The organism is candidate division WOR-3 bacterium, assembly GCA_016934535.1.
Lineage (GTDB): Bacteria > SDB-A > SDB-A > SDB-A > SDB-A > JAFGIG01.
Genome location: JAFGSQ010000015.1, coordinates 1 through 12,011, shown reverse-complemented (window position 1 = coordinate 12,011; position 12,011 = coordinate 1). Strand labels below are relative to the sequence as shown.

Below are 12,011 nucleotides of genomic sequence, written 5' to 3'. Positions count from 1 at the left end.
AAAGTCAACTTGCTATGAAAAATGTTAGATTCTATAATTCCGTGATGAACAGTTCCTCAATAATGGTTACATCTGTAATTTCAAATCTCGTGTTGGCCACGGGCAAGATATTCTTCGGGATATACGCATCCAACATGACACTGACGAGCGACGGTTTTCATTCGCTTTCCGACCTTATAACCGATTTCATAACTATTTTCACGCTGAAATTCTCAAAAAAACCCGAAGACTCTTCTCATCCTTACGGACACAGAAGGATAGAGAATTTTTCATCATTCGTCGTAGGCGTGATACTCATAATAGCTGTCGTCTTGATGGTTTTTGAAACTTTTCGCGATTTTTTTTCAGGAAATCCCGTTGTGCTTTCTCCTCTCATAAAAATATTGCTGATTTTTTGGGCGCTCGCGACTATACCCGTTAAAGAATTTCTATACAGGAAATCCCTAAAATGCGCCGTTCAGGAAAAAAGCCTGACTCTCAAGGCTAACGCTTGGCACCATAGATCAGACGCTTATTCTTCAATGGTCGCTTTTGTTTCAATCTCGCTAAGTTTCATTTTGCCTCAAACCAAAGGCTACGCTGACATGCTGGGATCCATAGTCATACTTCTTATAATAGGAAAAATCGGGATCGACATAACTGTAAAAGGCTTCGACGACCTGATGGACAAATCGCCTCCGGACAGCCTTCTGAAATCGATAAAGGAAATTGCTTCCCGGATACCCGAAATCAAATCCGTCGAGACTCCGAAAGTGAGGACTCTTGGGCAGGAATTCTGGATCGACATGCACGTGAGAATGGACCCGAACATTTCGCTTTATCTGTCTCACAGGATAAGCCACAAACTGAAGGATTTAATTAAAGACTCGGTTCCGTCCGTAAGAGAAGTACTAATTCACACCGAACCGGAAGGATTCAATGAAAGCAAGCTCCCTAAGTAAGGTTGAAATAAGCGAAAAGAATCTGTCCAACAACGTATCGATATTCAGGAATCTGCTCGGTGAAAAAACCGAGTTTGCCCCCGTCATTAAATCGAACGCTTACGGCCACGGCTTCAAAGAAGTGATGGAAATCTGCGTAAGGCGAAATGTCAAAACTTTCTGCGTGTCTTTTTTAGAGGAAGCGATTCTCGCCCGAAAAATTTCCCCGGAATCCCGAATAATCTGTCTAGGTTACGTAGCGCTAAAAGATATTCCTGAAGCCGTCGAAAATGATATCGAAATGACCGTCTTCAATTCAGAGACCATTAGAGCCGTTTCACGCGCGGCCGTGAGGCTGGGCAAGCAATCGAAAATTCATCTTAAACTTGAAACCGGAACGAACAGGCAGGGCTTTACGGATGAAAAAGCCCTCAAAGCCGCAAGTCTATCAGTTTCCCTCGGCGGAATGGAAGTGAAAGGTCTTTCGACGCATTTTGCCAACATCGAAGACACGACAGAACACGAGTTTGCCATAAGCCAGATCAAAGTTTTCGGGGAATTGACGAGAAAAATCAGGAAAATAATCAGGGGCCGGGTTCAGCTTCACACGGCTTGTTCTGCCGCCGCTATTCTTTTCCCGAAAACATACAACGATCTTGCCAGAATCGGCATTTCTCTATACGGTATATGGCCTTCAAAAGAAACCTTGCTGTCGGCGAAAATGTCGGGAAAATCACTCGATCTCAAGCCGGTAATGCGCTGGAAAACCCTTATTTCGCAGATAAAGACGGTTCCTGCGGGCAGTTTTGTCGGATACGGATGCACATACAAGACCGCCTCGAGAACAAAACTCGCTTATCTGCCTGTTGGATACTACGATGGATATGACAGATCACTTTCCAACATCGGCTGGGTTCTCGTCAGGGGAAAAAGAGCCCCTGTTAGGGGCAGAGTCTGCATGAACGTCGTCATTATCGACGTCACCGGCATAGAAGGGGTGAAACTTGAGGACGAAGCAGTTCTCCTCGGCAGACAGGGTTCTGAAATCATATCCGCAGAAACCATCGCGTCTTTATGCGGAACGATAAACTACGAAATTTTAACGAGAATCAACCCGCTCATCAAAAGGCAGGTAGTGTGAAAGGTGTTTTTGTTTTATCCCCCGAAAGGTCTACGAGACTGATTTCAAAAGCCGTTCTCGCTTTGACTGAAACCAAAAGAGCTCTTGAAGAGGGCTTCCTGGTTATCGGAAACGGAACAACCAATTCCTTTATTGCCTCAAGAATCACCGGGGAATCCTACGACCCGGTGAATTATTCGGCCGGCATCATAGAGAACCACACGCTCTCTGTAACTCCCGTGGAAAAAAGATTGAAACCACTGATTTTATTCAAAGGTGAAAAATCAGACAGAAATTACCTCGACGTGCTTCCCGAGATGACATCGAGAGACGTTTTTCTGAAAGGCGCCAACGCGATAGACAGCAAAGGGAATGCCGGAATTCTCGTCGGGGGAGATCTCGGAGGCACAATAGGAAGAATTTACGGGCAGGTAATAGCAAGATCAGTCAATCTGATAATGCCTGTCAGTTCTAGAAAACTCATCCCGTCTGTCGACCGGGCTTGCGAAGCCCTGAACGGCGGAGAAATAGACATGTGCGAAGGAATAAAAGCGCGTCTTTTTCCTGTAAGGGGCGCAAAAATAATAACAGAAACGGATGCCATTAAAATTTTGTACAACCTTCATTGTGAAATAATTGCCTCCGGCGGACACGGTGATTCCTGTTCGGACATAGTCATCCTCGCTGAAGGGGCAAAGGAACATCTAACTGCGTTTGAATCTGAACGGAGGTGAATTCGATGAGTGCATTGCTCGTTACTTATGCGCTGATAGCTTTTGAAAAACCTGTTGATAACCTGTTCTGGATAGCTCCCGTAGGAGCCGTGACGGCTCTTATTTTCGCTTTCGTTTTCTACAAAAGGATAATGAAGACAGATCCCGGCAATCAAACTATGCGCGACATCGCCAATCATGTCAGAGTCGGAGCCCTAGCGTATATGAGACAGCAATATAAAATAGTGGCCGTTTTTTTCTTCTTTGCGTTCATTTTTTTCATGTTTCTGGCGTTCGTACTGAAAGTCCAGTCACTCTGGGTTCCCTTCGCTTTTCTTTCGGGAGGATTTTTTTCGGGATTGGCGGGTTTTATCGGAATGAACACAGCCACTCTCGCGAGTTCGAGAACCGCAAACAAAGCCAGAGAAAACCTGGACGGCGCCCTAAAAGTGGCTTTCCGCTCAGGCGCGGTAATGGGTCTTACTGTTGTCGGACTTGGACTGCTCGATATATCATTATGGTTTATAGTTCTCAGGCTGTTAGTCGGTATAACTGACCTCAATGAGATAACAGTAACAATGCTCAGCTTCGGAATAGGAGCCTCTTCTCAAGCGCTTTTCGCGAGAGTAGGCGGTGGAATATTCACAAAAGCCGCAGACGTCGGAGCAGATCTCGTCGGGAAAATCGAACAGAACATACCGGAAGACGATCCGAGGAATCCTGCGGTCATCGCAGACAATGTCGGAGACAACGTCGGAGACGTAGCGGGGATGGGAGCCGACCTGTACGAAAGTTACTGCGGAAGCATTCTGGCGACCGCAGCATTGGGAGCGGCGGCTGGAGCGAGCCTCGGTCACGGACAGTTCCTTCTCGTCATCGCTCCGATGATAATTGCCGGGATAGGAGCTTTTCTTTCAGTCATAGGTATCTACGCCGTCAAAACAAAAGAAGGCGCCACCCAGAAACAGCTGCTCAATTCGCTTGGCCTCGGAGTAAACACAAGTTCGGTTTTGATTGCGTTGTTTTCCCTAATTGTCTGTTACTTTGTCCTCAAACCTGTCCTGACGACTGATTTCACCTCAGGATTCCTCGGAAATATAATAGGCAAATGGCCGGGCGTATGGGGCTCCATGATTTCAGGCCTTCTCACAGGAATAATAATCGGCAAATCTACAGAATATTTCACCTCTTCGGATTACAAACCGACTCAGAACATAGCAAGACAAGCGACCACCGGATCCGCAACACTTATAATCGAAGGGATAGGGACCGGGATGCTTTCCACTTTCGTCCCGGTAATCTCCGTTTCCGCTGCGACGCTTTTTTCGTACTGGCTTTCGGGAGGTTTCCAATCAGCAGCTTTCGGTCTCTACGGTATTGGATTTGCAGCTGTTGGAATGCTTTCAACCCTCGGAATAACCCTCGCCACGGATGCTTACGGACCGATAGCCGACAACGCAGGAGGAAACGCTCAAATGAGCGGTCTCCCGCCGGAGGTAAGAAACAGGACAAACATTCTCGACGCCCTCGGAAACACGACAGCCGCGACCGGAAAAGGCTTTGCCATAGGCTCTGCGGCTTTGACTGCATTGGCGCTCATAGCCGCATACGTCGAAGAAATCAGGGTTTCACTGCTCAGAGCCGGTCACACCATCCTGGAGATGGGGCAGGGATCAGTTCAGACGGTCTCGGCAACGTTTTGTGATTTCATGAATTACTTCGGTGTCAATCTCATGAACCCGATAGTGCTGGTCGGAGCCTTTCTTGGCGCTATGCTTCCATTCGTTTTCTCAGCCCTGACTATGAAGGCTGTAGGAAGAGCCGCGCAGTCCATGGTCAAGGAGGTCAGAAAGCAGTTCAGCGAGAAAAAAGGCATACTCGAAGGCACTGAAAACCCGGACTACGCTTCCTGTGTCCAAATCTCCACAAAAGGCGCCCAGAGGGAAATGATTTTTCCTTCGCTTCTCGCCATAATAACTCCCATCGCGACAGGCCTCGTTCTCGGTGTCGCCGGAGTCATAGGTCTTCTGGTCGGCAGTCTTATTACCGGATTCACACTCGCTATCTTTATGGCGAATTCCGGAGGCGCCTGGGACAACGCCAAAAAATATATCGAAGAAGGAAATCTAGGCGGCAAGGGTTCTGACGCTCACAAAGCCGCTGTCGTCGGTGACACGGTCGGAGACCCTTTCAAAGACACAGCGGGACCGAGCCTGAACATTCTCATAAAACTGATGAGCATGGTCAGTGTAGTCGTCGCAGGTTTTATTATTGCGTATCATCTGATGTGAAAGGAAATTGCCGCCCCTGGCAACATCGGCACCGCAAATACTGACCGATCACAACAGGTCTTTCATTCTACAGTCAGTTTTTCTCCGTATACTGACGAGGGTTTCCATTCTCCGTACAAAGAGATTTTCCCCCTCATAGTATCTCCTGTTGTAATTTCAAAAAACACAATTCCCCAGGTATCAAGAATGGAGTCAAAATAACAGATGCATAAATATTTCTCTGCAGAAATACCGACGCCTGTAACGACAGAATTTTCGCTTTCCAGCAGGACGTCGAACGTGTTTTTCCCAGTCGGTTCGATTAGCATCAGAGTTTCTACAGAATCTTCGTTCGAAGGTATTGTCAGTTTATAAACCGCGCTTTCGATTTCGTTGTCGCTTTCAAAATATTTCTGATCTTCATCGGGAAATCCCGATTTCGAAAGCCTTTCCGAATAAATGATCGAATTTCCGGACGTCCAGATTCCGTCGACTGATTTTCTGCCGATCAGATAAATTCCAGCCGCGAAACTGCTGTCGCCCCTGACAGCCAGAAACAAGAGTTCCCCTTCTTTCAATCCCATCCCGGCGATGCCTTCTCCCTGGCTGACCTTGAAAACATCCTTTTCCATCTCTGCTAAAAATGTCTCGATCTCGTAATCCTCGCCATAAGCCATGTAAGAACCGGCCAAATTTCCCGGCTCTCTTAGATCCTCGTCCGATCCGCGGAAAGTGCATGAGAACGAAACGCAAAGACAAAATAATAATACAGCCTGCGAAACCTTCATTTCTTCTCCTCAGTTCATGAGTGAATTAATTTATATAATGCCGTGTTGATTGAATAACGCATACATGATAACATTGCTTTCTGCGGTTGATAAATGAAAATTCTTCATTAATGACCGGTATATTTTTCGAACATCATGTAAACTTCAGGAGGTCGGATTGATTATTTTGAGATTGTTGCATTTAGCGCAGAGCTGTTCTCAGGAAACCGCTTCATCAGGTCAGAATCAAAGCTCAAATCCTCTCGGCACTTTGATTTCTTTCCTTCCTTTCATTCTTATTTTCGTCATTTTCTATTTCCTCCTCATTTATCCGGAAAGCAAAAAAAGAAAACAGCATCAGAAATTGCTCGAAAATCTTCAAAAGGACGACAAAGTCCTCACAACCGGAGGATTTTACGGGATAGTCAAGACCATCAAGGGGAACATCGTCGTGCTTAAAATCGCCGAAAAAACCGACGTCGACGTTGAAAGAGGCTCCATAGTGAAAATATTAAATCAAACGGAGGAAGAGAAGACCTCTTGAAAACGATGCTTTTCGGATCGGACGAATTCAGCTGCGCATTCGCGCGAAAATCGAAAAATGTAGTTGATTCGGTTTTTACAATTGGAAGACGAAAAGCCGGACGAGGGCTATCCACAAACTCATCTCAACTCGCCGAATGGGCGCGGAAGGAAGGCCTCCCCTGTTTGGAATGCGACAATCTCGAAAGTCAGGAAGCCTTGGAATTCGCCGGAAATGAATACCCCGATGTATTTCTCGTCGCTTCTTTCGGTAAAAAGATACCTGCTGCGATAGCTGAAATACCGAAATTCGGCGGCATCAATGTTCACCCGTCACTTCTGCCCAAATACAGAGGAATGGCGCCAGTTGCGAGAGCGATTATGAACGGAGAAACCGAGACAGGTGTTACTCTGCACAAGCTCAGCGGCAAGATTGATTCCGGAGACATAATTCTTCAGCGAAAAACGCCGTTAGAAGACACAGACGATGATCTCACGCTTAAGTTACGTCTCGCTGTTTTAGCCTCCTTTATGGTTAAAGAAGTTTTCGGTAACCTTGAATTCTATCTTGAAAATGCGAAACCACAGGATGAAGATCAAGCCTCATGGGCAAAAGCAGTGACGGAAGACGACCGTAAAGTGCATTGGGAAATGACAGCTAAAAGCATAGTAGACAAATGCAGGGCTCTTCACCCCAAGCCCACTGCCTGTTTTTTTTTCAGGGACAAATGCATACAGCTCCTCGAAACCGATCTGGCGAACGAAAGAGACTGTCTCTCCGAAAACGCGCCTGTTTCGTCTGTTATCAGCGTAAAACCTCTCGTAATCAAAACAATAGCCGGATCACTGGTTATAAAGAGAGTGAAACCTCCGTCTAAAAAAGAAATGACGGGAACGGATTTTGTCAACGGCTCAAGAATCAGGAAAGGGGAAATTTTAAAATAATATGTGCGGCGTAGTAGGACTGATGGCAAAAGACGACTGCATAACGCGGATCATTGACGCTTTGTTAGCAATTCAGCACAGAGGCCAGGATGCGGCCGGAGCGGTAACATATGACGGGAAAATATTCCACATCAAAAAAGGCAACGCTCTTGTCAGAGACGTTTTCAAGGAAAAAAACATAAAGAGACTGACAGGTAATATCGGATTGGGTCACGTCCGTTATCCTACAATAGGATCCGGATCGAATGAAGATGCCCAGCCTCTTTATATCAATTCCCCTTACGGTATTGTCATGGTTCACAACGGCAACGTAGCCAACTATAAAGATTTGAAGGAAAACCTGAAATCTTCCAGGATACACGTAAACACATCGTCCGACGTTGAGATAATACTCAACGTGTTTGCCGAATCGCTGAAAAAGCACCCGAAATTCAGCAGTCAGGCTGTTTTTGATTCTGCGAAAGAGGTCATGGAAAAAGTAAAGGGCGGATATTCCGTTGTAGGTTATATAGCCAACATGGGCATGTTCGCATTCAAAGATCCGCATGGCATTAAACCTCTGTTTTTTGCAAAAAAAGGCGGAGACGTTCTGTTTTCTTCGGAAACAGTCGTCTCAGACGTTCTGGAGTTCGACTTCATAGACGAGGTAAAACCGGGAGAAATAATATGGGTGGCAGAGATGACAAGGGAAATAGCCAGAAAAACGCTTTTACATAAAGAATACAGGCCATGCATTTTCGAATGGGTTTATTTCGCTCGTCCTGATTCTGTAATTGAAGGCGTTTCGGTTTACGAAGCGAGGTACAGAATCGGTGCAGAACTGGCATCACAGATGCTGACCGAAAATGTCACAGCAGACGCGGTAATACCGGTTCCCGACACCGCCAGGACTGCAGCACTCGCCATTGCTGAAAATATGCAAATACCTTTCAAGGAAGGATTGATAAAAAACAGATACATCTGGCGCACTTTCATAATGCCCGATTCAGTCAAGAGAGATTATTCGCTCAGGCACAAGCTCAATCCGATAAAATCCGAGATCAAAGGCAAAAGGATAATTCTGGTAGATGACAGCATTGTCCGCGGCGTGACTTCAAGAAAAATTATATCCCTCGTCAGGGAGGCTCAGGCCGCCGAAATAATCTTCGCTTCAACTTCCCCGCCCATAAGATATCCGTGCATTTACGGAATAGACATGCAGACAAAAGGAGAACTGATTGCAAACGAAAAATCGGTGGAAGAAGTCTGTAAATTCATTGGCGCTGATAAATTATTTTACCTTTCAGTAGACGGCCTGAGAAGAGGGATTTCCGAGATCAATCCTGAAATCATCTCGTCTGAAAATTTTTGCGACGCGTGCTTTTCAAAATCATACCCCGGCGGTATAACGGAAAACGAACTAATAATTGTTGAGCAGGAAAGGATGAAAGACAAAATTTTTTCAGGCGATCAGTCCGCCAATTCTCTTTTCGACAAATAACAGCAAATCTTCCAAACTCAGCTCCGAATTTACGCTTTTTGACGCCTCGACGACACATTCGATTTCTGCGTCCAGAAAATTCACGATGTCCTCTTTCGAGTGTCCGGGTGCGTCTCCACTTCCCGGAAGGTAATGCCGGTCTCTTAGTCCGTCGTTGTCGTTCAAATGAACTGATTTGACGCAGGAAAGAAAATTCTTTGACAGAGAATTAAAGTCCACCCCTGAAATCCTGAGATGACCTAAATCGAGACATATTCCGCTTCCCTGTTTCATTATATCCAGATAGGATAGAATCTCTCCAGGTTCACTGGCCAGTCTGGGAGGCATCAGATTCTCAATGAGAGGGCACGCTCCCCATCTCGACGAAAATTCCGAAAGCTCTTCAAGCGATTTATTCAGCGCTTCGGTTTTTGAATTTCTGTCAAAAGAGTTTAAAGTGTCTGCGTGGACGACAACAAAAGATGCACCGAGCCTGTTCGCGATTAAAACTGTTTTTTCAATTTCTCTCAGCGATTTGACTCTTTCGTATTCGTCGGGAGAACTTATCAAAGCGGACATGGGTGAGTGAAGCGAAACAACATCTATGCTTTTTTTACGGCAGAAATTTTCAACTTTATTAATAATCCCGATGTCGTCGTAGTCCCAATGAGTCAATTCAACTCTTATTTCAATTTTTCGGAAACCAGTCATGGAAACTGCTTCGAGAAAAGCGAACAGATCTCCCGGCATTGAAATCATGCTAGACAAGGCGATGTCAGATATTTCGGGTTTTCTCAAAACACTCTTTCGCTCTGTATGAACTTCTTACCAAAGGGCCTGACACAACTACATTTATCCCCATTTTTACGGCCAATTGTTCCATTAAAACGAATTCATCAGGGTCAAGATAACGGCTGACGGGAATATTTTTATAGGAAGGTCTCATGTATTGACCTACTGTTAAAATATCTATTTTCGAAGAAGCAAGTTCTTCAAAAACTGCTTTTATCTCTTCCAATGTCTCGCCAAGACCGACTATGAGACCGGTTTTTGTTATAAAACCGGAATTTTTTGCATCCCTGAGAATTTTAAGGGAACGTTTATAGTCTGCAAGCGGTCTAATCTTTTCGTAGAGGGAAGGGACCGTCTCTATATTATGGTTTATTACGTCCGGAGAAACCGAATAAATATTGTCTAAACATTCACCGGATCCCATGAAATCCGGTATCAATACTTCAACTTTGCAGTTTTCTACCGTCTTTCTCAGTTCTGAGACTGTTTGTGCGAACAAACACGACCCTCCGTCTGGCAAATCGTCTCTCGTAACCGAAGTCACGACCGAATAATCGATAGCGAGAGCATTTGCCGCCTGAGCCACTCGATACGGTTCAGAATTATCCGGTTCTTCCCCTGCGCCTTTGTCCACCCCACAGAAAGCACATTTTCTCGTGCATGTTCTTCCCAATATCATAAAAGTTGCTGTTTTTTGTGAATAGCATTCGTGCCTGTTTGGACATTTCGCTTCCCTGCAAACTGTGTTCAATTTTTTTTCCCCGATTATCCGTGATGTCATCATGGCTGGTTCAGAAAGAAGGCCTTTTTTCCTGAGCCAAAGTGGCAGTCTTTCGCTCATTTAGAACAATGTGATTTTATGAGTTGTCTGGAATATTTCGCCGCCTGACGTAAAAACTCCGGTGGCGAAATAAAGACCTTTTGGAAGAGGAGAACCGGACCTGTCCCTGGCGTTCCAGAAATAGATGTGTTGTCCCGGTTCTATTCGTCCTTCAAAGACAGTAGTAACTTCTCTTCCCGTGACATCTGCTATGAAAAGTTTGATGGTTCCGGAACTGCGAGCCTCCAGTAGAAAAGATGCTCCCGATGCCCCGACAGGATTCGGATAAACGTTTTTTATCTCAACCGGCATTGAATCCAAAATCGTAACTAACTGATGATTCCCGGATGAAAGATACGCCAGGATATTGTCGACTATCGAAGGATACAAGTCGGTACAAGTATGATATTGAGGAAAAACGATGTAATAATTACCGGATTTTACGACTATTGGAACATCAGTTGCGCACAGCAAAGTTTCATTAGCTTCGCATGTAAGCACCAAACTGGCGGAAAAGTATTCTTTCAAATCTAACACACCGCACAAATTGCCGCTGACGCCGAGGTTTTCGGTCAAATCAGACGATAAAAAAGGGAATTCCCTGAACGAATTGAGATCTTCCGATACGAACGCTTTCAAAGTCGTAGATCCAAGAAGGATAACCGGGCGCATTTCGGCAAAATCGCTTATTCTGGAAGACAATTCGTTCGTCATGACGGCATTTTCACCGGCTTTCACGAAAAGAATCGCTGCGGGTTCGCAAAGTTTCTTCCATACATCTTCTGTGGCAAAGGAAAAAGGAAGAATGACGGCGTTTCCCAAGGTGTTTTCACTCTGCCGGCAACCGAGTTCGGAGGATTCATTTATCAGCAGAGAAAGCTCCATAGAATTCCCCATCCCGGACTGCTGATCGCCTATGTCGGTCAGCAGGACATAATCGTATTTGTGTCCGTTTGACACAAAAAAGAAGGAGACCGGATTTTTTAGATTCGTTGTGGATGAGTAAGCATTTAAAATAATTTCGACGGAATAAAGACCGGGTTCAATGTTCTCAAACCTTGCAAAAAGCGCGTTAGTGTCAAAATATGATGCAAGAACGGAAGTGTCCCAGAGGTCCGGAAACCTCCTGATTCGCACTATCCTTTGAAATTTATGCTCAATGAAAGATTGATGATAAAGCTTTATCAAAACTGTTTTCGGCGCGGTTTCTGTTTTTATGCTGTCAACCGGAAATACTACCGGAACTTTGAAAATCAAAGTGTCTTGTTTCCTGTTCCCGAAAGCTATTATTCTTATCCTGACAGAAGTGTCCGGAACCAATTCAGACAGCACCGAAAATTCCAAATTTCCTCTTTGTCTTAACCTGTCAAATCTGAAATTGTGCGTCGTATACCCTTGCCCGGGAAGAGGAAGGACACTGTCACAGGGAAAGTTCGGGTCGTGAATTGAGAACAGCAGCAATACTTTTTCACCGGGAGACGCGGATCCGTCGGAATTTGCCATGACAGACTCATCGAGTATTCCGAATTCGACCCCGGGTACGGAGCCTCTAACAGGGTTCAGTGCCGACAAAACCAAAAGGAGAAACATAAATACAAAGCCGATGGGCGGATTCGAACCGCCTACCCGCGCATTACGAATGCGCTGCTCTACCAGCTGAGCTACACCGGCTTTCATAATTTT

General features: G+C 45.4%; 10 protein-coding genes and 1 tRNA gene. 7 read left to right on the top strand and 4 right to left on the bottom strand.

Annotation, left to right across the window (positions count from 1 at the left end; translation table 11 throughout):
* The first annotated feature begins 14 nt into the window (after nt 1-14).
* The 4 genes from JXL83_02680 to JXL83_02665 are packed head-to-tail and all read left to right on the top strand — an operon-like array spanning nt 15 to nt 5,044.
* The gene (locus JXL83_02680; protein MBN2363017.1) at nt 15-941 is read left to right on the top strand and encodes a cation transporter; all 927 of its coding nucleotides are present in this window, start codon (nt 15-17) and stop codon (nt 939-941) included.
* On the top strand, nt 919-2,061 hold the full coding sequence (gene alr, locus JXL83_02675) for an alanine racemase (GenBank protein ID MBN2363016.1): 1,143 nt from the start codon (nt 919-921) through the stop codon (nt 2,059-2,061). Before JXL83_02680 ends, alr begins: the two co-directional genes overlap by 23 nt.
* Entirely contained in the window at nt 2,058-2,774 is a 717-nt protein-coding gene (locus tag JXL83_02670; protein ID MBN2363015.1) for a hypothetical protein, read from the top strand. The genes alr and JXL83_02670 overlap by 4 nt, the downstream gene beginning before the upstream one ends.
* A 5-nt stretch (nt 2,775-2,779) precedes the next feature.
* The gene (locus tag JXL83_02665) at nt 2,780-5,044 is read left to right on the top strand and encodes a sodium-translocating pyrophosphatase (GenBank protein MBN2363014.1); all 2,265 of its coding nucleotides are present in this window, start codon (nt 2,780-2,782) and stop codon (nt 5,042-5,044) included.
* A 62-nt stretch (nt 5,045-5,106) separates the two neighbouring features.
* Here JXL83_02665 and JXL83_02660 read toward each other — a convergent pair whose 3' ends face one another.
* Nucleotides 5,107-5,811: a hypothetical protein gene (locus tag JXL83_02660; protein MBN2363013.1), complete on the bottom strand. Its 705-nt coding sequence runs from the start codon at nt 5,809-5,811 to the stop codon at nt 5,107-5,109.
* Between the two features lie 157 nt (nt 5,812-5,968).
* Between JXL83_02660 and yajC the strand changes: the two genes are divergently transcribed.
* Genes yajC through purF form a run of 3 tightly spaced genes read left to right on the top strand, consistent with a single transcriptional unit; the run spans nt 5,969 to nt 8,737 of the window.
* Entirely contained in the window at nt 5,969-6,334 is a 366-nt protein-coding gene (gene yajC / locus JXL83_02655; GenBank protein ID MBN2363012.1) for a preprotein translocase subunit YajC, read from the top strand.
* Nucleotides 6,331-7,257, top strand: coding sequence for a methionyl-tRNA formyltransferase (locus JXL83_02650; GenBank protein ID MBN2363011.1), 927 nt, complete (start codon nt 6,331-6,333; stop codon nt 7,255-7,257). Before yajC ends, JXL83_02650 begins: the two co-directional genes overlap by 4 nt.
* Nucleotide 7,258: 1 nt before the next feature.
* The gene (gene purF / locus JXL83_02645) at nt 7,259-8,737 is read left to right on the top strand and encodes an amidophosphoribosyltransferase (GenBank protein MBN2363010.1); all 1,479 of its coding nucleotides are present in this window, start codon (nt 7,259-7,261) and stop codon (nt 8,735-8,737) included.
* Here the strand turns inward: purF and JXL83_02640 are convergent.
* The 3 genes from JXL83_02640 to JXL83_02630 form a co-directional block, all read right to left on the bottom strand.
* Nucleotides 8,699-9,514 carry a sugar phosphate isomerase/epimerase gene (locus tag JXL83_02640; GenBank protein MBN2363009.1) on the bottom strand — a complete coding sequence of 272 codons (816 nt, stop codon included), beginning with the start codon at nt 9,512-9,514 and terminating at the stop codon, nt 8,699-8,701. The two genes, purF and JXL83_02640, sit on opposite strands and share 39 nt — an antisense overlap.
* Complete coding sequence (gene lipA / locus JXL83_02635; protein MBN2363008.1) at nt 9,492-10,349, bottom strand: lipoyl synthase; 858 nt, start codon at nt 10,347-10,349, stop codon at nt 9,492-9,494. The genes JXL83_02640 and lipA overlap by 23 nt, the downstream gene beginning before the upstream one ends.
* A 1,577-nt stretch (nt 10,350-11,926) precedes the next feature.
* Nucleotides 11,927-11,999, bottom strand: a tRNA-Thr gene (locus JXL83_02630).
* Nucleotides 12,000-12,011: the final 12 nt, after the last annotated feature.

Excerpts from the sequence above, each read along its gene's own strand:
- JXL83_02660 (MBN2363013.1), bottom strand. The coding sequence starts at position 5,811 with ATGAAGGTTTCGCAGGCTGTATTATTATTTTGTCTTTGCGTTTCGTTC.
- alr (MBN2363016.1), top strand. The coding sequence starts at position 919 with ATGAAAGCAAGCTCCCTAAGTAAGGTTGAAATAAGCGAAAAGAATCTG.
- JXL83_02665 (MBN2363014.1), top strand. The coding sequence starts at position 2,780 with ATGAGTGCATTGCTCGTTACTTATGCGCTGATAGCTTTTGAAAAACCT.
- purF (MBN2363010.1), top strand. The coding sequence starts at position 7,259 with ATGTGCGGCGTAGTAGGACTGATGGCAAAAGACGACTGCATAACGCGG.
- lipA (MBN2363008.1), bottom strand. The coding sequence starts at position 10,349 with ATGAGCGAAAGACTGCCACTTTGGCTCAGGAAAAAAGGCCTTCTTTCT.
- JXL83_02680 (MBN2363017.1), top strand. The coding sequence starts at position 15 with ATGAAAAATGTTAGATTCTATAATTCCGTGATGAACAGTTCCTCAATA.